The following is a 25,022-nucleotide window of genomic DNA, read 5'->3' as shown; positions in this document are numbered from 1 at the left end:
GGACTGTGGAGATAGCCTAATAAATTTGAGTTCGATAGAACTCTTTACTTAGGAATCCCCCTCTTCTAAACGAAGTGAAAGTGGGGGTAGTTCAAAAATACCTCTATCAATCAGTTGATCTATGATGTGCTGATGCAAAATTATCCCACCATGTCCTCGACACAAAATTGTAGTTCCATACTTTTTGCAGGAAAGTAACTTACTGGAGCATCTTTCTCATTAATTGCTACACAGCCTAAAACACCCTCAAATTTCTTATCTTCAGTCTGAACATAAACGAATGTAAAGAATGGAAATGCACACGGTATAGCTGTCTATGGTACTTCTTCTCATGCACAAAATAATTTAAATCATATTGTCTTAGATAATAACGAAGTAGCAAATTTGAAATTAGGACTAAGTGAAGCAATTGCTGTGAATGGTAATGTAGATTCTTTTGAAGTTACCAATAACAAAGTACATGATAACAACAACATTGGAATTGTTCGTAACAATATTGTCCATCACAATTCATCCATCAATAATCCTAGTTATAATGAATATTCAGCTGATGGTATTTACGTGGATGGTGGGAAAGACATTATCATTGAGCAAAATCAAAGCTATGAAAACGACCTCGGTATTGAAGTAGCTAGCGAACATGCAGGAAAAGGAGCAAGTCAAATTACTGTTTGAGGAAATAAAATATCCAACAATATAATGAGCGGCATTGCAATTGGTGGATATGACAGCCAGCAAGGATATGCTGAAAATAACACAATTACGAACAATACTATTTATAAAAATGACACAATAGATCAAGAGAGTGGCCAAATCGAATTAAATTAAGATATCCGGAACAATGTAATTACTAATTACCACATTTATGCAAGTAATAGCCGTATTTTTATTAGCAATAATTTTAATAAAAACACTGGGAACAAACTTGATTACAATCATTACTATGGTGAATTCGATTAAAATAATGGCTTATGGCAATGGAAAAGAAAAACGTATAAAGGGTTCACACCTTACCAAGCAAGTATGAGTCAAGAAGGAAATGAACAGCATAGTATATTTAGCAAATTACCCCCTACATTCAAAGTAAATTTAAAATAAAACAAATCTACTAAAACACCTTTATTTTCTCTCAGTACCTTCTCCCCTATAAAAGTGAAAAAAAATAAAAAATTGTAGTTTCGTTTTCGTTGAAACTACAATTTTTCTCTATACATAAAAACTCTATTTTCATTTCACATATACTTAAGCTCGATTAGCTGTAATGGAGTATGTCTTGTCTTTACTATATGTGCATTATATATGCATAATTGCATATATATTCTATATATAATAATATTGAAATTTATATTTATCGCCTGTAAAATACAGGATGTTAAATAAATTCCTAGGAGTTGTTAATATGAAAAAGTTTATGAGCGTGTTAGCTATGTGTTTTGCACTAACACTAGCGTTTTTACCATCCATTTCAAAGGCGGATTATACCCCACTAAGAAGTGTTAGCATTACTGCTGTAGGCGATAATAACAAAATGTATAGTGCAAGTTCTTACTTATCTATCCCAGTCCTTAAAGGTGATTACCTTTATGTGAAGGTTAGTGAAGTAGGAACACCAGATTCATATTCTGAGGCTTTAACTGTTAATGGTATTAGATATGCGGGGAATACTTTAGACCAAGTTAGTTCTTATACTGGTCCATTTGGATCTGAGAAAACATTTAGATTACGCATCAAAGATGCTTACATCTTCTCAAACACATCAAATTCAACAAACTCTATTGCTTTTGAAGCTAGAGTTCCTTTCTCAATGCAAGTATTATCTAATAATATAAAAGTTCATGTGGAGTAACAGATAATTTCATTATTATTAATAAAAAATACATCCCTATAAGGATGTATTTTTTATTTAGACAGAAACAAAAATTCAACTTGCAGTAATATAACAGGTTTTACCTTGAAGATTATGCACTTTATATTGTCCATAGTTATTTATGCTTATACTCCCATTAATTGTAAACTCTTATAAGGATTCTGCTTTTATCAACTTCACCTCACATATACATATACTTGATTAGCAGTGACATAGTATGTTTTACCTTTACTATTGTGTACTTTATATTGATACAAGCCGTTTACACTTACTTTTGCATCAATAACAAACCCTAATCCTCTATCTACTAATCCGGCAACATCTTTATCCTTCCAAGATGGAGATTCATAGAAACGCAAATTTTCCACTTTAGAAATAACCTTTTTACCAACTATAGTAGAAGCTTCCTCACCATCGTAACGAATGTATGAAGAATCATAATAAATCCATTGGTTACCACCAAGATTTAACCAATTCCCTATTTTCCCACCTACTTTATATGTCTCTCCTTTTTGTAGTTTACGAATGACACTATTTCCTATTGATGGTCCAGAACGAAGGTTTACATTGAATCCTCCAATATATACGAAACCATTCTCATCCACTGTGCCAGGCCTTTCACTTTGTTCTTGTGATTTAGCATCTACTGTAATAGTTTTTCCATTATAAGCCTTTAGCACATCCGCTCGAAATTGAGCCTCAGATACACCATGACTACGAAGATAATCAATAGGGTCTTCATGATCTGTCCCACCTAATTTATAGGTAACATCCTTATGTGTCCATAACCCCTTAGAAGGATGAATATTTCGTTCCCGCAAGATTTCTCCGATTAACTCTACATATCGTTCATAAGAACGTTTGAATTTCAATGCATCACTTGTCTCACACAGTTCAACATGAACGAATCTTGCATTTGCTGCCAGCCCTGCGCCCCATGCCCGATATTTTGTAGATGCGATTTGAATCTTTTCATCCCAATCAACTGCATAGTGAACAAATGCTGCACGCCATGTACGAGACTCATATTTTTGAATATTAATTGCTGGTGCTTCAGGGGTAGCTGTAGAATGTGCCACAACGCCTTCATAAGCACCAACACCGTAACGGTATTGTTGTTTAGGTACATCAGAAATAAGTAATATTCTATCAGCAAATACGTTTGTTCCAATTGATACTACTAAAATCATGGCAACAACTATCGATAATATCTGTTTGTATTTCTTTTTCATTTCCTATTGGCATCCTTTTTTGTAATTTTTGTATGATCAAATAATCCGCTTGCTGACAATCCAATAATCATTCCTTGAAATATATTCATTTTGATATCTCCAGACAAAAATAAAACGCCTAGCATAATGCCAAGCGATAAATTAAATAACGGAATATATTTTGTTTGTAGTCCAGTTGTTTTTGCAATTTGTGATAGCCCCACAACAACCCCAATCATTACAGTAATTTCAATCATTACATACCGCCTCCCTTTAAGAAGAAAGTCAGAGCCGCTCCAATTAGTCCGCCAATAACAAGGCGTAAAATCCATGTTGTATTTGCACTGATTTTATCTAATTGCTTATTGATATTAATAATGTCTTTTTCATTACCTGTCGTCCGCATTTCTAAACTTCTAATCTCTAATCGTATGTCCTTAATATCTTGCCTTATTTCCTGAACATCACCTTTCACCTCTTGTAAACCATCCATATTGCCACCTCTTATTTTATTCAATACAAAAAAGCCTACTTTACACAGGCTTTTCCTTACGTTTAATTAATTTGTTCCTTCATGTTTATCTGCTGATTCTATTTGTTCTTCGATAGAATCCCCAGCACCAACTTCTATAGGAACCTCTGCTGTCGGATTCCCCGATTTTACAATAGAAACCGTAATTGGACTACCTCTAAATAGCTCAACGTTAACGTTAAAATTGCTCGCGGTAATAATCCCAGCATTCACTAAATTATCCACAACGTCATCAATTTCCATAAATTTATTATCATTACCTGGCATCATATCTGCATTCGGAGTCGGATTTTGAATCAATTGCATAACTAATTTCTCTAGTATTGGCATGACTTGATTAATAATTTGGTTCTGTAATTGATTGCCTTCTGTATGTGTATTTTGGATATGATTTGTCATTTCATTCACTCTCCTTTTAAACAAAATGAAACAGACCAGCTTATGACTGCTCCGTTTTCATTTTCTTTTCAGTTGTTGTTTTTGTTAATTCTTCAGTTGTTAATTACACTTTAGAAATCGTCTTTTTTGTACCTTCAACAGTGTCCTCTACTATGTTTAATTTATTTGTGATTTCACTATCTTTTTTCGTTAATGTTTCTATGGATTTGTTAAACTCTTCATTTGTCTGTTTCATTTTAGTAACTGTTTTATCTATTTCACCTTGTGTGTTTTTCACAAGGGTAAGAGTTTGTGCAACCTCTTTAAGATTCCTTGTGACTTCATTGTATTGCTCCAATACTTCTTTTTTAGCACTTTCCACTTTTTGATTTCATTCTTTTTTTGTGGATGCAATGTCTTGATTAACTTAATCAATGGTTTCTTTACTGATTCTACATCCGGAATAAGAAGCTCCTAATCTGTGTTACTCCATAGTTTTAATACGCCAGCTGTACCATTACTGATCTTTTATTTAAACCATTTCACTTTTGGTAAATCTAGATATAAGTTACTACTCTAAAATCTTGAATGATGATTTCTTTGGTGAATTGAATACATATTTTCTAATACTTTTATAAAAAATGGTCTCACCGTTTATAAAGTCTTTACAAAAACTAATCACCTCATCACTTCTTTCATTCTCGAATCGAGACATGAAAACAACTTAGTGTAAGGTAACACCGCCATTCTTTATTTTCAGTCATGCCCCGGTTCCAAAATAAAGAGCCACTCATACGAGTGGCTCTTACCCTTTATTCTCATCGAACATCAAAATGCTCTTCTTTTAACCATCTATTTCCGCCGATATCTAAATACCCATCTTTTCGGCCAGACAAACGATATGGGGTAGATCCATCTACATTTCCTGTATAGTTCCCATTTGGACCATCATATGTGTTAATGCCGTAACCCGCTGGATATTTAGAATACGCAAAGAACCAATCCACCTCAAAGTGCTCCAGGGCAGCCCATGCCTCTTTTCCAAGACAAATCATTGGTTTTTCATCGAACCAAGCTGCATCCACAATTAAATACGGCATTTTAGTATTAATGATATTCCCCGTAAACGAAGCGTCACTATTAGGACTACTATATAAATTAATACCCCATCCTTCTGGATACTTAGACTTTGCAATTCCAAGACCTATTGGTTGTATTGGTTTATTATTGTTGTTATCATTGTTACCTTTCCCTAAGTAATCTAACGGATTTACAGCGTTACTCTTACTAACATTCCAGCGACCTTTATGCAATTCAAAATGTAAGTGTTGACCAGTAGATTGTCCCGTACTCCCCATTACTCCAATAGTTTGTCCTTGTGTAACATAATCGCCCGCTTTCACCGTTCGAGAACCGTTGCGCATATGAGCATATACTGTTTCCCAGGTAGCCCCATCAATACTGTGTACGATCATAATACATTCACCGTAGCTGGATGATAGATAAGATTGACTAACTTGCCCGCTAGCCGATGCATAAATTGGATGGTAACCCGATTCAGCAAAGTCTACTCCATGATGATCTGGTCTACTACCTCTAAATCCACTTGTTACTCTCGTTGTATCTGTTGGATAATTAAAAATCCCCATTTCCCTCTCCCTTTCTATTTTTGAACAATTAAAAAAGGTACTTATGTGAGCACCTTTTTTATCATTTATTGTTATTTATTCCCTGATATATTTATTTATCTTTACATTAAATTAAACAGATTAAAAAGACTTTTGTTTTTATCTTACGTCAAAATGCTCTTCTTTTAACCATCTATTTCCGCCGATGTCTAAATACCCATCTTTTCGGCCAGACAAACGATATGGGGTAGATCCATCTACATTTCCTGTATAGTTCCCATTTGGACCATCATATGTGTTAATGCCGTAACCTGCTGGATATTTAGAATACGCAAAGAACCAATCCACCTCAAAGTGCTCCAGGGCAGCCCATGCCTCTTTTCCAAGACAAATCATTGGTTTTTCATCGAACCAAGCTGCATCCACAATTAAATACGGCATTTTAGTATTAATGATATTCCCCGTAAACGAAGCGTCACTATTAGGACTACTATATAAATTAATACCCCATCCTTCTGGATACTTAGATTTTGCAATTCCAAGACCTATTGGTTGTATTGGTTTATTATTGTTGTTACCACCTCCATCAAAATCTACATATTGCTTAACAATTTCAGAGTAGAAGAAATTCCCTCCATTTTTATATCGGTAGCCACCATTGTAGGCAACAGCAATAGGTTGACTATATTTAACCATAGCACCAGTTGTATTCCCAAGCGATGGTGCAACAACTGTTTTAGAATACAGATCTGCCACCGGCAATGAATGTTGTTTATTGTTAGAAGCTAACCAACGAAGGTAAGCTCGTCCAAAATTATACGATTGAACAATAGCACTTAAATCCGTAATACCATTCTTCTTTGCATCATCAAAGGCTCCTTTTAAATGCTTCACTCCGTAATAAATTGAATCTTTAGGATTTTTAATTGTATTCATTGGCCATCCTTGGGATTCACTTGACTGCATAATATCAGGTGTTGTTTCAGAATTCCCGTCACTTTCTACCATAATAATTCCAAGTACGTAAGGAACTAACTCAGATACACCTTGTGCAGCACATTCACTTTCTACCATTGATTGCCATCGTAACACTTGTTGTGGCAGATTCTTTGTTTTAACTGAAGCAGCTAATATACTCATTACTAAACATCTCCTTGTTTTCCTATTATTTTTGTCTAAAAAACTACTACTTTACTAAATATGACTAACAGCCAAATACCCACTATTCTATAAAATTACTTCATGTTGCTCACCTTCTTTCACAACAAAAAGAGCAACCATAAAAATAGTTGCCCTTTCGTCGAAATCTTATATTACTACTATAAATCATTTTTTCAATGCTTTCTGTACACCACATGTAGCCTACAAAAAGGTAACATTACAATCCATCTAAAAACTTGACAATCTTTCTTATTTCAGCATGCTTTCGGCGGATATAGCCTGTACTATAATGTAATTCAAACGCTATTTGTTCCAAGGTCATTCCATCAACATACTTCATTTTAAGTATTCGATGATCTAATCCTGTAAATTTATTAATCAAAAACTTCAAATCATACACTTCATTCATCTTATAAGCTAATTCATATTCAACTGCTTCAATCCGGTCTTCTACCTTGGACCCTTCCGATTCAGCGGTTAATCGTACATTTTGCAAATCACCACTAATCCAGCGCTTTAATTCAGCTTTTGATTTGTCTAAGTTGTATTCTAAATAAGCAATTTCTTCTTCTAATTTCTGATAATCTTTCAGCCAGTCAAACATATAATACTTCACCTGCTTTTCTTTATTTGAATTCTATTTTTATTTGATACCATAGAATTTTGTATACCTATTTGTAAATTCATTTTCTCCTCTATCTCTAAATCTATTGCTTCGATTTCTTCAAAAAATCTATTCTAATCTTTTACATTACGAATTCGAAAAGCATAGTACTTACAATATTTTTGTAAATATAATTACTTATATTTATTCTGCTATAGTTAAATTGAATGAATGTATCTTAGTTCTATATTACTTACCTATTGGTTTTTCACATTCTCAATATACATATTCGACACTTTAGAAGTTTCAATTTTGCCACCATAAAGGTCAAACTAAGCTCAGACCTCAAATAGATTAAACATATATTAACTTCCTATGATTTATATTTCTTTAATAAAGCATTTAATCTCTCACGCTCTTCCTCTATAGTTAACGGAGTAATTTGTCTTGGTTGCTCTCTTGAACCTTCATCTTCTTTTTGATGTAGCCAATCTGGCACTATTTCATTTGGTTTGGTATATCCTGTACCAGATTGTTTTTTATTCTTACTAAGTTCAAACTGTGTGTCTAATTTAACTACATCATTTAGTGTTTTCACTCTTTTGGTTTCCCAATTTTTAAGAATTCCACGTACATATCTCCACTTTGGTACATTTTCATCAATTGATCTATTTACTGCTTCCAAGATTAATTCACTTCCTAATACTTCACAAAATTCACCAAGCTCTGTAATAGCTATTTCACTTAATGAAATCCCTTTCTTCAGCAAAAATTTATAACTTATTTTAAAATCTTCATCCATCAATCTTTGTAATAGTGATTTATCTTGATCATCATGATGATTCTTATTTTGTATATCATTATTTAGTTCTTTAGTACTTTGTATATTAGTATTTAGTAGCTTGCGATTTTCCACCAGTAGATTCCCATCAACAGGATTTCCAGCAGGTGGGTTTTCCACTGGTGGAAAATCATCCACTGGGATTTCGTAAATAATTGTCTCCCATCTTACAATTTTGTTTTTTTCATCTCTAATAGGAAATCTTTTAATATATCCGTACTCTTTTAATTCCTGCATTCCAGCTCTTAAGCTGTTAATACCATCTTTTGCATGTTGAGATAATTCTTCTCTATAAAATATCCAATCATCTGGAAGTGTGAGTATGTACGCTAATATCCCTTTTGCCTTCCAAGAAAGTCTTTTATCTTTTAAACCAGTATTATTTATAACGGAATAATTATTGTCCTTTTTAACTCGAAAAATCCCCATACTATCTACCTCTCCATTATTGTTAAGAACGAATACCTAATTTAGAAGTTCTGTACTCACTACTACTAACTTTCCCATTATCAAATCTACTCTTCATTCTTTTCAAACCAATACGAGGTTAAAAAGAACTTAAAGTTCGATTTAGTATTAAAAAAAATATCATCTATACTCATATCAAAAAACTTTGCAATCTTCTTAGCTGTTTCCATTGATGGAGTTCTTTCTTTTTGATCAATCATTCGAATGTATCGTTCAGTCACTCCACAATAATTAGCAATTTCCTTATATAAATTTTTTTGCGGATCGTACATTTTGTTTCCCATTAATCCACCTCCAAAAGAACAATTGGTTCTAAATATAGATTACAGAACTAATTGTTCTGTGCCAATGCAAAAAAGAACAATTTGTGCTAAAATGAATTCCAAAGAGAACAATTAGTTCAATTAGAGAGGTGAACAATGTGATAGGGCTTAGAATAAAATCCTTACGAAAAAAAGAAAATTTAACACAAAAACAACTGGCTGAAAAAATTGGAGTATCCCAAAGAATGATAGGTTACTATGAATCAGAAGAAAGATTTCCTCCACATGATGTTCTAAGTAAATTAGCTGATTGTTTTTCAGTTTCAGCTGACTATTTACTAGGACGAGCTGTTACGGATCACCCAAAAGAGCAATTAACGCAAAAAGATGAAAAAGACATAGCAAAAAGAATGGAAGAAATAAAAAAAGACCTTCAAGGCGAAGATGGCTTAATGTTCTCCGGTGAGCCTATGAGTCAAGAAGCTGTAGAATCATTATTAGATGCAATGGAGTACATTGTAAAACAAACAAAAGTAATCAATAAAAAATACGTGCCTAAGAAATATCGTAATACCGGCGATAACTGATGCAAGCTTAGGAGGGAAAATATTGAAAATCGTCATTAGAGATCTAGTCCAACAACTTAGCATAAAACACAACACGACAAACCCCTATGAGCTTGCAGGTTACTTAAAGATAAATGTACTAACTTGGGATTTACATGAAGAAATTAATGGATTTTATAAATATGAAAAAAGAAGTCGTTTCATTGTTATTAATAATAATTTGTCTCCATCCATGCAGAGAACTGTTTGTGCTCATGAATTAGGGCATGCAGTCCTACATACTCATGCAAACACACCTTTTCTACGTAAAAATACATTCTTTTCCGTTGATAAATTAGAGATAGAAGCAAATACGTTTGCTGCGCTTTTGTTAATTGACCAAAAGACCATTCAGCCTGGTGACACAAAAGCATGTATAGCATACAAAAATAATATTCCGGTTGAACTGTTAGAATTTTATAAGCCTTGCTAAAGGAGATAAGACATTTTGATTATTGACTTAAATGCTGAACGAAAAAAAAGAAAACGCCCCATCATTAAACAAAAATAATGAAAAAGTACCTATTGTTGAAAAAATCTATAAAGTTGATGGTGAATTGAAGTTTTTGTTTATAAATTAAATCTCGTTAAAACAAAAAAGATGTCCTAGTACCATATCTAGGGCATCCCTTCATTTTACTCTTCTTATACATAATTCATCTAAATTTCTAGAACCTATACAACTCCAGCATTAAACAATAATCCAATATATTTTCTACCTAAAACATAGTATTATCATTAGCTGTCTCACTTGGAATCTCTTGAATTACATCCCAGTGCTCGACAATTTTTCCATCTTTCACACGAAATATATCCACTATAGCAACTCCTTTATCTTGGGGATTAGTACGGGAATGTACATGAAGAGCAACTGTATCTCCCTCAGCTACTACACGTTTTATCTCTGCAGAGGAATTAGGATTTTTAACAAAATCTTCCTTAAAGAAATCCATGAAGGCTTTTCGTCCATCAGCAACAAAAGGATTATGTTGCTTATAATCTTCGCTTACATATTTAGGGATAATATCGATATTATGTTTGTTAAAAACTTCATTATAGAAATCAACTACCATCTTTTTATTCTTTTCATTTTCTGTCGCTTTTTTTGATACTGAGGCAACATTCTCACTCTTTATTGAGTTAGCTTTGTTATTACCGGTGGAAGCTTGAAATATCAAAGTCGACACAATTCCTAAAATAAACACAGAAATAATTATTACTATTAAATTTTTCTCTAATTTCATTTATACCTACCTCTTCTATTCATATAAGTTATATTCCATAACATACTTGAAGAAGGAGAAACCTTCCCCAAAATGTAATGTCAAGGGTAATGTTAGGAAATTTCGTTTATCCTAACACTCCTCCTTATACACGTATGCTAGAAACGATTAACTCTAACCTAATACCTCATTAACAGTTGCACTGTCCACAATTTGAATAAACTTCTTAACCTTATCGTTCTCATCAAACTCATAAAGATGACAAAAATCTGCTACAAATGATTTCCCTGTTGCTTTATATGTTCCTCTATATTTTCCATAAACGATAACTGTATTATTATTAAATGCGTAAACTTCATCCTTTGCACTATAGTTATCCCATTCCTTGCCAAGGCGTTCATGTACATTTTTCACCACTTCATCTGGCCCTATATAAGTCCCCGCATATGGAAATCCAGCAGTTTCTGTCCAAGATACATTTTCACTTAAATATGTTTTGAAAACATCTAATTTCCTTCGCCAGTTAACACATACGTTTCATTTGACACTCCCACGGCTAAAGCCGCAAGTCCTACACCTTACTGTGTAACGGATGGGATTCTTGAATGACTAACCGTTCGCAGTTCATTTCTGTTTTGAACAGCCTTCAAGATGAGGGTGTGCCATCACCCCTCCTAAGACAGACCATATAGGTTCTTAGGCTGATTGACTATTACCATCAACCACAGTTGCGTAGCGAATGTTCATCGCCCCAACGATATCACGATGCTTCTCAAATCCGCATGGGCACTTATATTTTCTATCTTGTGCTTTGTTCTTTTCAGAACACTTGGGACATGTTTGACTTGTATAAGAAGGATTCACATATTCAACCTTTATGCCAACTAATTTCGCTTTGTACTCGATGAATTGCGCTTGACGAAAGAATGACCAAGTGTGTAGATTTTTTTCGTTTTTACGGCTTGTTCGTGCCGTCTGTCTAATGTTCGTTAGTTGCTCTAATCGAATGACAGAGATATTATTATTCGTTGCGAAATCAACGATTTCACGACTCACTTTGTGGTCTTGGTCTTGCATCCATCTTTGTTCTTTATCATCAAGTTGCCGAAGGGCATTCAATTTCTTAGCTTCTCCTAACTTCTTACGAATGCTACGAAACTTACGTTTCATATATTTGTTTTGTCTACCGTTTCCGAAGAAACGAACCTTATCATCGTCTGTGATGGCCACCGCAGGAACTTTGACACCTAAGTCCACTCCTAAAATCTTTGTTCCCATTTTTTCGTTTGTAGGGATTGTGACAGATATTTGAGCGATCCATTTAGCAGATTTCTTTGTGATACGAAGTGTGCCTAACGTATGTTTCAACAATTCAAAATTGCGATTGTATTTGTCGGTTAATAAAGCACGAATCTTTAACCGAGTTGACCTTCCATTTACCATAAAGGGCATTGAAATGTGCGTGAAGTCAAATGAATAGTTTTGGTTATTCCACACGCAAACAGGTCTTTTTAGAATCGGAACAATTTTGTATTTACTCTTTTTCACTTTTGTAGAAAATACACTTTTCGCATCTTTAATCGCTTGATTTTTAACCGCACTTGGAAGGTTGGCTTCAATATCCTTTGTGCTTTTCTTCATGCTTTTCTTCGCTTCAACCATTTCAGATACCAGTGTATTAATGAGTTTAATATAATCAGAACTACTTTGTTCCAATAGCCTATTTTGTTCTTTTGTCGGAAGCAATTTAACTTTAACCGTGATGGTTTGTGTCAAAAGTTCCATCCCCTCGTTTTTTGACTTTCAACATAATGTTGTATTGTTTAACTTGATACATTCCCAGCAGTAGAAATAAAATAGGAACGTGTCCACAGACTTGGAAAATGCGCGGGATGAGAAAATTCTTCTCTTAAACGCTTCGACGTCACTCCTTTAATTTTCGCCATAATATCAGCAGGGCTAAGTATTGGTAGTGTATTTAAGAACAAGTGAACATGGTCTTTGTCAAATTGCATTGCAATAATAACAATATCTAGTTCGTTACATAGCTCTTGAACCAACGCATTGAAACGTTCTTCTACTTTTGCGTTAAGAAAAATCTTTCTTCTGTATCGTGGACAAAACACAAAATGGTAGTTAATTAATGAAACGGTAGTTGTGGTTTTTCTATAATCATTTATCATGCTTACAATGTATCAGTTTGATTGTGAAACTACAACATAAAGGATACCCACACTTTGGATACCTAAAGTGCCAAAAACCTTGCGGTTATTTAGTAGCACTTCGTATCTAACCTCACTTTCATCCCATGCCTAAAGGCGATGGGCTTTCTCGTTCGAGAAGGGTTGTAATAGTTTTTGATATTTATTCATATCATTAACCCCAAGGCATTTCTTTTGTTACAACTTTTGCACTTAATTCTAATACACCTTTATTTGCATAGTCAGGATATGCTGCTTCAAGTTTCGCTACAAAATCTTTTGAAGTTTTACTTTCTTCAGAAGCTTGAATTGCAGTTCTTAAATAATCCATAGTCGTAGTTATCGCTTGATTATTTAAGGATTTTTCGATTGCTCCATGGCTCGGTACAATTATGTCGGCATTTAATGCTTGTAATACTTTCAAGTTTTCAATCCATGCCTCCATTGCTGCTTTTGAGCTAGTATCCGCTAAGAATACATGTATTTCGTTAAATACATCAATACCACCAATTAATAATTTTAGCTCTTTATTAAATAAGCTAGTTCTGTAATTATCTAAACCTACTAGTTCAAATGTTAACCCCTGAAAATCAATCGTTTTTTCTTTAAATACTTGGGGTAATACCACATTGCTTGGCGCGTTTTCTCCAAGTACGTCTTTCCAAACTTTTAATTTTCCTAAGACAGAATGAACAATATGTTCAACTGTAGACTCTGCAGCATACGCTATGGCTTCTGGGTAAGCATAAGCAGCTTTAATACTCTCTAACCCAAAGTAGTAGTCTGGATCTCCATGAATAATAAAAATTTTATCTAGAGATAAGTCGTTTTTTTTCAGATACTCAACAATTTCTTTCGAATCAGATTGAGTAAATTTTGAGTTTATTAAAAATGCATGTCCCGCTTTCTCAACTAAGGTTGCAGTGACCATAAAACTTTTTTCGTCTGAACTAAACACCGTCAATTTCACATCTTTTTGATTTGTATCGATTGTTTTAAACATAGAATGTTATTCTCCTTTTGTTAAAGTTATTAAATAGTTAACATATTTTTATCTTGTTCCGCCAGAAGCTCCCTCTTCAATTTACCTGAAAGTGTGATAGCACCAGCAAATAGGCGAGAGATGAATGTCCGTTGGCTTAAGCTAACATGTTTGCTACTATAGTCTATAGAAAAATTAAAATTGGACTCTTTTTAAAAATAAGTTGAAACTATGACTGTTATAAAAAGGTTTAAGTCCATCCACTTCTAGACTTTTTTAACACGTTAAATGCTATATACTTTAACTTAAAATTTTTTAATATAAATTTTTAAAACGTGCTTCGATTTTATCTGGCGTCATTACCCCGCCACCAATAGGGATAATTTGATTATCCTTTTGTAAAAGCAAAGAAGGATAACTATTAATACCAAGCTGTCGAACTTTATTGAAGTCGTTTTGGGCATCTATTATTGTTTCTTGAGAGTTTAAACGTTCTAATACTTGTTTAGGATTCAAACCAAGCTCAATTGCAATCTTACGATATGTTTCAGGATCACTTAGACTTTGTCCCTCATAATAAAACGCTTTTTGCATAGCCGCAGTGAATTCTAACAACCGGTCTGGTGCTAATGAGCGTAAAGCTGAAAAGCCAATTGCAGCATCTTTCGAATTCATTTTAAAAGTCCCTTCTTCCACCAATTTTTGATATGAAGGACCAAATTCTGCACCTGTAAGTTGATTAATTCTTTTATTCCCCTCTTCTATATATGAGAAATTTTTTATTGGTAAATCATCTAAAAATAATCCTCCACATAAAACTGTTAACGGCATTTCAGTGTGTTCTTTGTAAAATCCTTTAATACTTTCTGAAAATCCATAGCACCATCCACAATATGCGTCCCATACATATATAAGATTATCTTGTTTCGTCTTCATTTATATCTCCTACCTTTATTTTTATTAACCAGTCCAGCTATCACTTAAAATTCTCAGCTAACTTTTTGGTTTATATAAGTACATCTTTTTTATATCTTGTTCTTTTATGAGCTACCTTACTATATTTCCCCAAAACTAACCCTTTCAAAAAAATCAACTAAGATTTTTAACAAAAGATAACGCTACACATTATTGCCCCAAAGCAGAAAATACTATAGTTTGGAATATGCATTACCTTTAATCTTTTAGTGACTTTCTAGACTGAGCGACAATGTGTGGGTCACCTTCCTTAAATAAATATACTAACCGTATTTTACATAAAGCAGAATGAATTGTAACCACTTTAGTTACAACCTTTATGTAACTATAATAGTTACAACTAAAACAGAAGTCAATTCTTTTTTTAAAATTTAATAACATAAACATAATTATAAGCTCTATCGAAAATAAATAAGTAGACCTTATCTCATTACACTCCTTTCAAATGTACAGAAATTCTTTGAGCAATATTTTCTTATTTACACAGTAATCCTCACAAAATAAAATTATTATATATAAATATAAAAAAGTCCCCTGCTTTATAACAGGAAACTTTTTTGCATATTATTAACCTACAGACCTAAAATCCCTACAATCTGACGAGCTTTAGCATTATCAATATAATAATGCACCTCTAATCCTCTTCTTTCTGTACGGAGTACGATTTTTCTCAATTTTGATAAATGCTGTGAAACAGTGGATTGAGGGAGTCTTAATATTTCCGTTAACTGTGTAACATTGCATTTTTTATGATGCATTAATTCATTTACGATTTGTAATCGTACTGGATGCGCCATAACCTTTAATAAATCTACGTTCTCTTCCGAAATTTCTTTTACATTTCGATCATTTTTTAATGCTATCATTTCACATTCTCCTTTATTATTTATTTCTATTTTCCTATTATCCTCATAAGTAGTACTTATAGATAATTACCATTTGTCCTGTTGAGAAAATATATTCCCTTTTTCAAAATAAAAAGAACACCTAGCCTGAAAACAGCTTTTTTACTGCTCCAATGAATTCATGCCCCTAATTTTTTTGCCAGACTATATTTTTATTTAAATAGATTATTTTATAGTCTCTTACATGCCTTTGAATGATGCTTAACATGCTTTGCAAAGCAAAAATAATACTTCTGTCCCTTATTTAAAGACAAATTAAAATTCTGCTTTTGCTTTCTCGTATTGCAACATCTATAAGAAGCATCTCTTCATCTCACCTTCTACAACATATATTTTTTATTTCTCAACACAAAACGAATGGAATAAAAAACCTATTAATTCCCTGTTACATTCCTCCATTTAGAGATGGAGGGAATTCTCGTTCACATAATAAATTATGCAATATTACATTTGATAACCATTATCATTGTAACTATAATGATTACAGGATTACTATTAATCCAAATACTCTATGTGGAGGTTTTATTATGTTTAAAAAAATCATTGTGTCTTCTATGGCACTTACTATGTTTGGTGGAGCTGCAACTATGCTAGAGACACCTACTGCTCAAGCAGCTTCTTATAACTCAACATCATCTTCTTACTTTGATGTTACACCTGAAGAAGCCGCTGCTTTCTATCAATCTCAAGACTATAAAAAATTAAAAGCGTTTATGGATGACTTTGAGGCTAAAAATCCATATACTCCTGGTGGAGGCTACGCTCAAGGTAGCGTACGTATGCAAAGATTCAATGATGCCCTTAGAGATGCTAAATTATCAAATGTCTATCAAGAATTTATTAGAATCTCATATTACAATCATTATCCTGAACCAAAATAATATTAATTTATAAAATATTTTTTATTGCTTTAACTTTGCCCAATTATCCTATCACTTAATTTTGAATGTATAATCAAAAAATGATTATTAGAAACCACTCATATAAGGGTGGTTTTTCTATTTTTCCGTGAAATTAAACTTATGAATGCTAATTTAACTCCATTAAAAGTTCTTTCATATTAGAAATTGACCTTTTACACACTCTGATGGACAAACAGCGTTATATTTTGCATACGGTGGAAATATAAAATCCACAAGTACTTCACAAATGTTCATTAATGTTTTCGTTTATTGAAAGTAAACTAATGAATAAAAATTCACTTTCTATATCATTAAGAAATTTTAAAAACCGACCTTTAATCAGCCATTTTTTTAGCATTTCCTCTTTCTAAAACCACAGAAAAAATAAGGAATATAGTTAGCACCAAAATAAACCTTACTGCACTTCCATTGCTTACAAAAAACGAGACTAGAATATACAATAAAAGTACTATTCCCCAAATAAAATTAATAATTTTATGCAATGAACTCCCTCCTTATTCTTAATTACAAGTATCATAAAACAAGTATCTGGAGTTGTTATGTTGTTTATCTAGAATTTATGTAAACATTAAAAATTTCTTGTAAAATGTTTTTTACTTACATAATTTTAGCAAAGCCCAATGGTTTTAAATTCGCTTTATTTTACTTCTACTTTAGTCGTACATATATTTTAATTTTTTTGAAGCCTTAATGAAGATCTAATAATGGCAAAGGTAAACTATTAAATAGATGTTTATTTTCATAATAAAAAATAAAAGATGGCTTAACATCAGCCATCTTTCATATAAATATTTAAGCATTTATTTTATTTAAACTCTTTATATATTTTTATACTGACAATTTAGTGTAATAAATACCTTTACTTATCAGGCTGTGTTTACACATAAAACTCACAGCCAATTAAAGAAAAATTAGTGTTTTATGTGTAAACGGGGTAAATCAAAGAAAGACACTCTTCAGGGAGTATCTTTCTACCGTACAGCCATATGATACTTGCTTCCTTCATCTTTAAATCAAGTAGGTAAACAACTACATAGTTATGTTCCTCCGCCTAAAATTAGAAAAGAGCATATCAATCTCTCCTCACCTATATAACGATGATTCTAAAACGTGTCTCCCTATAATTCCAATATCCCCATCACTTCTTTTGTAAATAGCTTAAAATCTTTTAAATGTTTTTCAATAATTTGACGAACAATATCTAAATTTACACTTTGATAATCATGTACAGCGATATTTCGAAATCCCACCATCGCCTTTAACTTATTTGCTAGCTCAGCGCTAAGTAAATCTGCTGCAACCAACAAATCAAAAGCGTCTCGACTTGATTGAGGTAATCCTAATTTTTTCCCTGCAACAATATGCATTGCTAAATCAATACTTGCTTCGCAAGCTCTTTGTATGTTCAATATTATAGAATCTTGCTTTGTATAATCCTCCAAATTATCAGGATTATTTCCATATACGTCCTGTATTCTTTTTATACAACGCTCTATTGTAGAAATTTTATTCAAAATGACTTCATTCTTCATAGATAGAACCTCTTTTCTTTATATCATCAAATACTATCTGGCGTTCCTCATTCAATTTTGAATACATTTTTAAAGTCTTTATTTCAAAAATGGCCTTTCGTTCTTCATCAGAACAAAATATTGTCTTACCTGTATGTATAATTTGAGCTTGAAAAACTGTCGAAGCTTCTGATAAATCAACTAAATCAACATCTCTATGAACGATGTTGGCTAACTCCTGTGCCAATAAAAAACGTTCATAATTCCCTAAAGTTACATCACTTAAATAAGCTATATCAATGTCACTATCTTCCCGTTCTCTGTTCTCCGCTGTTGATCCAAACACAATTATCCAATAGGGATTCACCGTCTCTTGTAATTTTTCTATAATAGCTGTAATCATGCTTTGAAAAATCATTTAATTAATCCCCCTTATTATACTTGAATTTTATTATATCATAATCATTACGAAATCCATTAAGCTACAACAAATACATAAACAAAATTAAACCTTCTTAGTACTTAAAGCACCACAAAATTACAGATTTCACGATGTGGGAAATCCCATATCGGACTTTAGTCCGCCTTTAGGCATGGGATGAAAGTATCGCTTTTTCATAGAAAAACAGTTGTGTTTTGATTATACTTGAACTATAGACAAGCACAAGTCTTTAAAACGTCTATGTGTTCCTTGAAAAATAGATATCATATGGAGTTCGGTAGCCGAATTCACGCTATCGGTAAAATGATATGTGTCGTCAAGAACAAGACGCTAAAACATATGAACACGCAACGATCTATACGGTATGGTTATAGTACCGTAGCTCACGAACCTATACGGTCTGTCGTGAGAGTGGTGATGGCACACCGTAATCTTGCACGTCAGCGATACCAGAAATGGACTTCGCCTTTGGTAGCAAGAATCCCACTGACGTTAGTCAGCTTGCCCCTTTAGGGGTGGGAGTGTCAATTAAGCACTGATACGGTTTATAACAACTTAAACGTATATGCTAAAAAGAAGTCATTTTGAAAAAAATTGATTAAAGCATTTTTCTCTTTTAGTTAAAAGTACAACAGATAGGCTCTTATGCTATTACACATAAGAGCCTATCTCACTAGTATTATACTCAACTAGTTATATAAGATTCCTTTATACTAAATAGAAGGTATTTCTACAATTATTCTGGGAAAATGAAGGTAGAGTTCCCTTCACTATTAGCGGAATTCTCTTTCGGGAATGTAATAGTAGATCCTTCAATCTCTTTATTTATTTCTTGTTCCTCAGGAAATACAATGGAAGAATCATTACTTAAGTTTGGTGAAAAACCAAGTTTAGATAAAATGGCTTTTAAGTCAGGTAAAACACCAATTTTATCAGAGATTGGATCATTAGATTTCGTTCCGGTACTAGGATCACTTAAAATATCCCTAAGCTGGCTCGGTGAATATACTTTTCCCTGATTATTTTTTGTAATTCCTTGAATTGATGCAGCAGCACCAGCAATGATAGGTGATGCACTAGACGTTCCGCTAAAGCTAGATGTATATAGATTTGTCATAAATTCACGTGGTTTTGCATCTGTTGTGTCTACTGCATTCCCCCACCCATAAACATCCACTCTACTACCGTAATTAGAGAAATATGAACGTTTATGAGGGACCCTTGCAGAAGCTGCTCCAACCATAATTGCCCCTGAATCTTTAAAATCAGGACTATTACGATTTAAAATTTGTTTACCATTACGGTCTTTAAATTGATCCAAATCATTTCCGCCGTTTGCACCTGCTTCAATAATAATGATTCCCTTATTTGCTCCCATACGAATTGCATCAAATATATCCGGTTTTACTTCTACAGGAAGATAGTTCTTATCTCCATATCCATCGTAAGTTGCTTGAGCTTCTAATAAAAGGATATCCCCAGCTTGCATATTGTTAACTGCACTTAATATAGCATCTGCTGTATTATATCTACCGTTATCTCTAATCTGAGATACAACTTTCACCTTAGCTTTTGGTGCAATCCCAATTCCGCCTATGTTATTATCTTCTGCAGAAACAATCCCTAAGACCGAGGTACCATGATCATGATGTTCCCTCTTATTCTGGCCGGATATCAATTCGATATTCTGATTCACTAAATCTTCATGACTAAATAACCAGCCATACTCCATATCTACAAAAGTTGTTCCTTTTCCATCTCCACCTTTTATACCCCAGGCATAAGGTGCATTGATTCCTAATGGTGCTGGTTCAAGGTAACCTTGCCTTGTAAGTCTAGGCTCATCATATGGATTAACAGATAAATTTGGTAAACGCTCTTCTGGTGGAGCTTCTTCTTCCTGTAAATATGCCGTTTCAACAAGAGATGATTTCTCAAATTTTACAAGCAATGCTTGTACATCAATATTACCTTGGGTTTCTACAATATAATAGTTTAGCAAATTAGAAGAAATATGATCAGAGTCTTTTATTTCTTCACCTAAATTTTTAATTTCTGTAGGGTTTAAAGAAGTAAAAAGTCTATTTATAGTTATATTTGGGTATTCGGCTAAAATTTTAATTAATTCAAGGTCTTGTTTTTCTTCTTTAATGAATTTTTCTACCCCATCCTGATATGGTAAATTTGCTTCATTTTTAAATTTCAAAATTAATTGTTTAGTAACTTGCTTATGTACAGTAGAATTCAATTGCTTATTTGAATAATTATACGTAGCTGCGTAGGCAACTTCTGATTTTTCACTTGGAAGTATACCACCCATCCCATTAAATGCTGTTAATGCAATTGAAGAAACTAGAATTCCCTTAAAAATTTTCAAAACGTGCACCTCTTTTAATTTATATATTATTATAAAAAAATGTAAATTACCTAACTTCTTTTTGATACAAACGTCTTATATGTAGGGTTATATTCTCAACTCCATTCATTTTTTAATATTTGCTTATACATCACTACTACTACTAATTCATGCCATCAAATCTATTAATTCAGTTGCATAGCTGTAACTATTATAGTTACAGCTATAGTGAATAGTCAACCGTATTTTTTATGCATTTTTGCATTATAAATAATACATACTTCTATCAACTTACTTCTAATTTTTTTAAGGGAAGCTGAGCTTCTATCATATTAAGTACTTGCATATATATAATAAAAAGCATATAAGGGGGATGGAAAAGTGGTAATTTCAAGACAAGATTCCTGGACTAACGATAACGATTTACTTCTCGCAACAATCGTGCTTCAAAATATTCGTAACGGCGGAACACAGTTAGCTGCATTTAAAGAAGCGGCTAAACCATTGGCCAGAACTCCTGCTGCTTGCGGATTTCGTTGGAACTCTTACTTGCGAAAACAATACGAAGAAGAAATACAACAGGCAAAACAAAATCGAAAAGTGGAAAATAACATTTCTCCCTCCCAACAAAAAAAAGAAACAAACTCTTTATCTATTACATTAGATGACATTATTTCATTTCTACAAAATTATAAAGAAATGGATGAATTGACAACTTTACAAAATCAAATTGAATATTTAGAAGCAGAGAATCACTCTCTTTCGCAACGTTTAGCTATGTATGAAGAAGAGTATAGTATGTTACTTAATCATATCGATAAGACAAGAAATTTAATTGTAGCCAATTAAATTTAGAAATAAATTAACTTTGATGCTTTCTAAACCGTAGTATTAGTTAAGAATAAAATTTGATTTATAGGTAAGTCTAAAGAGCATTTTTTGAAAATAAGATCGATAAAAACCCCTATTAACTTAAAAATTAATAGGGGTTTTTATCAAGTATTTCTATCAATCATCAGAATTTGTTATAAATTATCACCACGTATTTTAAAGCAACAATTACTTTACCTTGTGATAATCTTCCACTCTTATTAAGAGTTAGTAAATCAAATAAATTTCCCACTTTAAATTCACCTAATTCATATAATAGGTATTTACATTGTTTTATTTTTATTTTTTCATCTCTTCCATTTCTTGTTGCCATGTAGCACCAACACCGCCTGATGGCGTATTCCACCGGTCTTCTTGTCGTTTAATACGTTCCATGTCTGCATCACTCGGCTTAAATTCTTCTACTTCCTTACGTTGCTTTTCCTTATTATGATTTTGTTCAACTTCATTATTAGGTTTATCGTTGATAGTAGCTTCTTCAGGCTTTTTATTTACCTTTACACCTGCTGTACTAGATGCGGGCCTATCATTGGCTTCAACATTCTTGCCTTCGTTCCTTTGAGACGTGTGATTGTTTGACTTACTCTCACTAGATCGCACGCCTACGTTTTTCTCTTCATCCCAACGATTATTTTTCACATCCCATCCAACAGGAATAACTGAATACATTTCCTTATCTTGACCAACATATTCCGCACCAAATAAATTACCATCCTTAAATTGAACTTGTATCATCGCTTCTGGCGCCTCATAAGTATATTCAATTAATTCAGTATCAAACTTCTTCGTTTTAATTGCACTTGTCGCATTACGGTGTAAGGCCTTAGCTACTTCTTCATATGGCATACCATGTTCAAGTGCTTCAAAGTAATCAACAGGCATTGTAGAATTACTTTCATCTGATGGAAACTGATACTGCACAATATCAACTTTTTCCTCACTATTTTCCGTACCAACCGCTTTCTTTTCGTTATCCTTTGGCATATTGTCATCCAACTTTTCCGCGCCCTTTAATTCATCACGCTTTGTATCATCTACCTTCTTATCGGCTTGCGCGTCCTTCTTCACTTCCTGCTCACTCTTAGGTGCTTCTTTCTTGGTAGAGGCGTTCTCCTGACCACACCCCACTAATAAACTTGACAACAATAATCCTAATACTAGATATCTTTTCATGTCCATTCTCCCTGTTTTCGCTATATTTATACAATAACATTAGCACATTTACCTTATATTACCTTATTCCTTTCGTAATATTATAACAATATATTAAAATATACAACAATTTAATTCTCTATTATGCTATCTATTACGAGATATCTTACGAGTTTAATTCTGTCAATTACGCTACGGCTTCCTAACACTTCATTTGCACACTATCTTCTTCCCCCGAGATGCACCTCTAGTGAAAACAAATGAACAAAATTTCGTTAACCTGGTATGTATAGGCACTTATACAAATCAATCATTAATACGTTCGCAGTATTGACCAGTCAGACATTTCAATTCACCCCAATATTCATCCTAGCATGCGTTTCTCAGTGTAAATAAGAAAAAGGCGAACCCTCCACGTAGGAGAATTCGCCGTCATAAACAACTGATTATTTCATACCTATTTTTTCTTTTTCTTTCGTTGGGAGCTCGTCTCTCTTCACTTCCTCCCAAACTGTTGCACCTTTTTCCTAAGTAGTATACACGTAGGAGTGCTTCTTTACGAAGATTCAAGTTGTACCGCTTGTATCATTTCACTGTTTACAAAATACAGTTAGAATCAAAATGCTTCCACTTGAACAAATTTTTTGTTTCCATACCAATTACAAGCTTTTTTAGAGTAGTAGTATCAGTATATCCAAGTTTAATAATTTTTTGCACCAGAACCATTTTCTTACATCTTTTTAATAATCTTATTAAGCTTTTTGTAAAATTCACCTTTTGTTTTTACATGATTAAACTGATTCGGATTAATATTAGCTTTTTGTGAGAGTGCTACAATCTCTTCTTTTGTAATTGAATCTTTAGTATTTATAGATGCTATATTTGTATATTTTCCATCTTCTGTTTTTGGGATTTCTAAAATCCCTTTATTTACAAGATCAACTACAGCCTTATGCTCTGAAGAATGTGTATCTACACCAGTAATTTTCCAATTATGCATAACTTTTGGCGTGTATACACCGTTCTTTACCTCTTTTAAATATGTAATAGCAAGGTTACGAATGGTTCCACCTGTTTCTCCGAATGCATTCTCTTGTTTAGATGACCAAATTTGTTCAAACTTACGTCCTTCTAAAGCTCCCCCTTTTGCCTGAAGAGCCTCCATTCTATATGCATTCATTCCCAGCGTCATAACATCGCTCATTTTGATTGGTTTATTTGTACGAATAGATCGTAAATTTGTAATTCTACTTCCATATGGTTTTGTTAAGTCAATTTCGTATTTTACGCCTCCAAAGAAATCATTCGTACTGTATTTAGACGCACGGCGGGTTTTATCAAAGCTAACTGTTACATCTCCGGCACGAGATGAGTTAAAATACCCTGCCGCCCATTCCATGTAGTCTTTTAAATCTTTCCCAGTTATCTTATATACTGTAATTTCTCCCAAAGCATATTGGTAATTATACGCAATATCTTTCTTCTTAATAGGACCTACATCCAAACGGGCATAATCGTTATCAATTTGATGGGCTACTACATCTGCTTTGCTGTAATAGAGCATGACTTCATGAAAGAAATCTGATAAAGGTGTCTCTTGAATTTGCACACTTGGAATACCCTTTATTTCATTTCCAGGAACAAGATTTCTACCCTTTAATTGAGCGACTACAACATTTGCATCTCCTCTCGCATACTCGTGAAAAGGTGTTAGTGTTGCTTCAAGTGTAGGATCAGATAATACCGTTGTTCCATCAACATTTTTTACAGGTAATGCGGTAGCTGTTTTATCTTTTAAAACCAGTTTTCCATCTTGCTTTGTAAAAGTAAGGTCAATACGTGAAATATGCGTTCCGTATTTATCTGGTTCTGTAATAATTACGCCATTTACAACTTCTTTTTT

Annotated in this window: 27 protein-coding genes and 3 pseudogenes; 6 read left to right on the top strand and 24 right to left on the bottom strand. The window is 33.2% G+C overall.

Translation table 11 applies throughout. The features are described from left to right. Positions 1-276: 276 nt before the first annotated feature. Positions 277-1,098, top strand: a pseudogene (locus ACFVQC_RS29525) (right-handed parallel beta-helix repeat-containing protein); the annotation flags it as partial. Positions 1,099-1,399: 301 nt separating this feature from the next. After that, positions 1,400-1,846 (top strand): hypothetical protein, encoded by a 447-nt coding sequence (locus tag ACFVQC_RS29520; protein ID WP_215575357.1) that lies wholly within the window; start codon positions 1,400-1,402, stop codon positions 1,844-1,846. 197 nt (positions 1,847-2,043) lie between these two features. On the opposite strand, the gene ACFVQC_RS29515 is transcribed toward ACFVQC_RS29520, so the two are convergent. The 10 genes from ACFVQC_RS29515 to ACFVQC_RS29470 form a co-directional block, all read right to left on the bottom strand. After that, a complete protein-coding gene (locus ACFVQC_RS29515) occupies positions 2,044-3,099 on the bottom strand; it encodes an N-acetylmuramoyl-L-alanine amidase (protein ID WP_377900086.1) in 1,056 nt (351 codons plus the stop codon). Then, the gene (locus ACFVQC_RS29510) at positions 3,096-3,335 is read right to left on the bottom strand and encodes a holin (protein WP_215575355.1); all 240 of its coding nucleotides are present in this window, start codon (positions 3,333-3,335) and stop codon (positions 3,096-3,098) included. The genes ACFVQC_RS29515 and ACFVQC_RS29510 overlap by 4 nt, the downstream gene beginning before the upstream one ends. After that, positions 3,335-3,571 (bottom strand): hemolysin XhlA family protein, encoded by a 237-nt coding sequence (locus ACFVQC_RS29505; protein ID WP_215575354.1) that lies wholly within the window; start codon positions 3,569-3,571, stop codon positions 3,335-3,337. Before ACFVQC_RS29505 ends, ACFVQC_RS29510 begins: the two co-directional genes overlap by 1 nt. Before the next feature lie 66 nt (positions 3,572-3,637). Then, positions 3,638-4,009, bottom strand: coding sequence for a hypothetical protein (locus tag ACFVQC_RS29500; RefSeq protein ID WP_377900085.1), 372 nt, complete (start codon positions 4,007-4,009; stop codon positions 3,638-3,640). Positions 4,010-4,112: 103 nt separating this feature from the next. Continuing rightward, positions 4,113-4,370, bottom strand: a complete 258-nt coding sequence (locus tag ACFVQC_RS29495; protein ID WP_377900083.1) for a hypothetical protein — start codon at positions 4,368-4,370, stop codon at positions 4,113-4,115. 436 nt (positions 4,371-4,806) lie between these two features. Beyond that, positions 4,807-5,637 carry a M23 family metallopeptidase gene (locus tag ACFVQC_RS29490; RefSeq protein ID WP_377900082.1) on the bottom strand — a complete coding sequence of 277 codons (831 nt, stop codon included), beginning with the start codon at positions 5,635-5,637 and terminating at the stop codon, positions 4,807-4,809. A 138-nt stretch (positions 5,638-5,775) separates the two neighbouring features. Further along, on the bottom strand, positions 5,776-6,756 hold the full coding sequence (locus tag ACFVQC_RS29485; protein ID WP_377900081.1) for a lysozyme family protein: 981 nt from the start codon (positions 6,754-6,756) through the stop codon (positions 5,776-5,778). Positions 6,757-6,994: 238 nt separating this feature from the next. Continuing rightward, the gene (locus ACFVQC_RS29480; RefSeq protein WP_088045431.1) at positions 6,995-7,381 is read right to left on the bottom strand and encodes a hypothetical protein; all 387 of its coding nucleotides are present in this window, start codon (positions 7,379-7,381) and stop codon (positions 6,995-6,997) included. 373 nt (positions 7,382-7,754) lie between these two features. Further along, on the bottom strand, positions 7,755-8,651 hold the full coding sequence (locus ACFVQC_RS29475; RefSeq protein WP_377900079.1) for a DnaD domain-containing protein: 897 nt from the start codon (positions 8,649-8,651) through the stop codon (positions 7,755-7,757). Between the two features lie 86 nt (positions 8,652-8,737). After that, complete coding sequence (locus tag ACFVQC_RS29470) at positions 8,738-8,974, bottom strand: helix-turn-helix transcriptional regulator (protein ID WP_377900076.1); 237 nt, start codon at positions 8,972-8,974, stop codon at positions 8,738-8,740. A gap of 137 nt (positions 8,975-9,111) precedes the next feature. On the opposite strand from ACFVQC_RS29470, the gene ACFVQC_RS29465 reads away from it, so the two are divergent. Further along, positions 9,112-9,540, top strand: a complete 429-nt coding sequence (locus tag ACFVQC_RS29465) for a helix-turn-helix domain-containing protein (RefSeq protein ID WP_088045426.1) — start codon at positions 9,112-9,114, stop codon at positions 9,538-9,540. A gap of 22 nt (positions 9,541-9,562) precedes the next feature. Then, positions 9,563-9,991 carry an ImmA/IrrE family metallo-endopeptidase gene (locus tag ACFVQC_RS29460; protein WP_377900075.1) on the top strand — a complete coding sequence of 143 codons (429 nt, stop codon included), beginning with the start codon at positions 9,563-9,565 and terminating at the stop codon, positions 9,989-9,991. Between the two features lie 286 nt (positions 9,992-10,277). Here the strand turns inward: ACFVQC_RS29460 and ACFVQC_RS29455 are convergent, their stop codons facing one another. The 7 genes and pseudogenes from ACFVQC_RS29455 to ACFVQC_RS29425 form a co-directional block, all read right to left on the bottom strand. Continuing rightward, positions 10,278-10,802 (bottom strand): nuclear transport factor 2 family protein, encoded by a 525-nt coding sequence (locus tag ACFVQC_RS29455; RefSeq protein WP_377900074.1) that lies wholly within the window; start codon positions 10,800-10,802, stop codon positions 10,278-10,280. A 153-nt stretch (positions 10,803-10,955) separates the two neighbouring features. Next, positions 10,956-11,335: pseudogene (locus ACFVQC_RS29450) on the bottom strand (nuclear transport factor 2 family protein). A gap of 142 nt (positions 11,336-11,477) precedes the next feature. Further along, positions 11,478-12,557 (bottom strand): RNA-guided endonuclease InsQ/TnpB family protein, encoded by a 1,080-nt coding sequence (locus ACFVQC_RS29445; RefSeq protein WP_002169555.1) that lies wholly within the window; start codon positions 12,555-12,557, stop codon positions 11,478-11,480. Between the two features lie 47 nt (positions 12,558-12,604). Further along, the gene (tnpA, locus tag ACFVQC_RS29440) at positions 12,605-12,964 is read right to left on the bottom strand and encodes an IS200/IS605 family transposase (protein WP_377900072.1); all 360 of its coding nucleotides are present in this window, start codon (positions 12,962-12,964) and stop codon (positions 12,605-12,607) included. 193 nt (positions 12,965-13,157) lie between these two features. Further along, the gene (locus ACFVQC_RS29435) at positions 13,158-13,985 is read right to left on the bottom strand and encodes an MBL fold metallo-hydrolase (protein WP_377900071.1); all 828 of its coding nucleotides are present in this window, start codon (positions 13,983-13,985) and stop codon (positions 13,158-13,160) included. Positions 13,986-14,279: 294 nt separating this feature from the next. Continuing rightward, positions 14,280-14,900, bottom strand: a complete 621-nt coding sequence (locus ACFVQC_RS29430) for a DsbA family protein (protein WP_377900070.1) — start codon at positions 14,898-14,900, stop codon at positions 14,280-14,282. A 611-nt stretch (positions 14,901-15,511) separates the two neighbouring features. Next, positions 15,512-15,805 carry an ArsR/SmtB family transcription factor gene (locus ACFVQC_RS29425; protein ID WP_377900069.1) on the bottom strand — a complete coding sequence of 98 codons (294 nt, stop codon included), beginning with the start codon at positions 15,803-15,805 and terminating at the stop codon, positions 15,512-15,514. Positions 15,806-16,371: 566 nt separating this feature from the next. On the opposite strand from ACFVQC_RS29425, the gene ACFVQC_RS29420 reads away from it, so the two are divergent. Beyond that, positions 16,372-16,725: a hypothetical protein gene (locus ACFVQC_RS29420; protein ID WP_002150887.1), complete on the top strand. Its 354-nt coding sequence runs from the start codon at positions 16,372-16,374 to the stop codon at positions 16,723-16,725. 356 nt (positions 16,726-17,081) lie between these two features. Here the strand turns inward: ACFVQC_RS29420 and ACFVQC_RS29415 are convergent, their stop codons facing one another. The 4 genes from ACFVQC_RS29415 to ACFVQC_RS29400 all read right to left on the bottom strand — a co-directional run bounded on the left by ACFVQC_RS29415 (position 17,082) and on the right by ACFVQC_RS29400 (position 21,097). Continuing rightward, positions 17,082-17,249 carry a hypothetical protein gene (locus ACFVQC_RS29415; protein WP_198285206.1) on the bottom strand — a complete coding sequence of 56 codons (168 nt, stop codon included), beginning with the start codon at positions 17,247-17,249 and terminating at the stop codon, positions 17,082-17,084. Positions 17,250-17,885: 636 nt separating this feature from the next. Next, positions 17,886-18,299, bottom strand: a complete 414-nt coding sequence (gene hepT, locus ACFVQC_RS29410) for a type VII toxin-antitoxin system HepT family RNase toxin (protein WP_002150889.1) — start codon at positions 18,297-18,299, stop codon at positions 17,886-17,888. Beyond that, the gene (mntA, locus tag ACFVQC_RS29405) at positions 18,289-18,696 is read right to left on the bottom strand and encodes a type VII toxin-antitoxin system MntA family adenylyltransferase antitoxin (protein WP_002150891.1); all 408 of its coding nucleotides are present in this window, start codon (positions 18,694-18,696) and stop codon (positions 18,289-18,291) included. Before mntA ends, hepT begins: the two co-directional genes overlap by 11 nt. 760 nt (positions 18,697-19,456) lie before the next feature. After that, positions 19,457-21,097 (bottom strand): S8 family peptidase, encoded by a 1,641-nt coding sequence (locus ACFVQC_RS29400; protein ID WP_377900066.1) that lies wholly within the window; start codon positions 21,095-21,097, stop codon positions 19,457-19,459. Positions 21,098-21,457: 360 nt separating this feature from the next. Here ACFVQC_RS29400 and ACFVQC_RS29395 point away from each other — a divergent pair, with 360 nt between their 5' ends. Beyond that, positions 21,458-21,925, top strand: a complete 468-nt coding sequence (locus ACFVQC_RS29395; protein ID WP_016119175.1) for an RsfA family transcriptional regulator — start codon at positions 21,458-21,460, stop codon at positions 21,923-21,925. 321 nt (positions 21,926-22,246) lie between these two features. Here ACFVQC_RS29395 and ACFVQC_RS29390 read toward each other — a convergent pair whose 3' ends face one another. The 3 genes and pseudogenes from ACFVQC_RS29390 to ACFVQC_RS29385 all read right to left on the bottom strand — a co-directional run. Next, positions 22,247-23,140: a hypothetical protein gene (locus tag ACFVQC_RS29390; protein ID WP_377900064.1), complete on the bottom strand. Its 894-nt coding sequence runs from the start codon at positions 23,138-23,140 to the stop codon at positions 22,247-22,249. Positions 23,141-23,565: 425 nt separating this feature from the next. Next, positions 23,566-23,686 (bottom strand): annotated as a pseudogene (locus tag ACFVQC_RS30280) (YxeA family protein); the annotation flags it as partial. A 163-nt stretch (positions 23,687-23,849) separates the two neighbouring features. Beyond that, positions 23,850-25,022 (bottom strand): 5'-nucleotidase C-terminal domain-containing protein (locus ACFVQC_RS29385; RefSeq protein ID WP_377900063.1); only part of this gene is annotated, 1,173 nt, incomplete at its 5' end.

This window comes from Bacillus sp. NPDC057893 (assembly GCF_042796455.1).
Taxonomy (GTDB): Bacteria; Bacillota; Bacilli; order Bacillales; family Bacillaceae_G; genus Bacillus_A.
The sequence above is the reverse complement of the archived record's forward strand: the minus strand, read 5'-3'. Positions and strand labels throughout refer to the sequence as shown.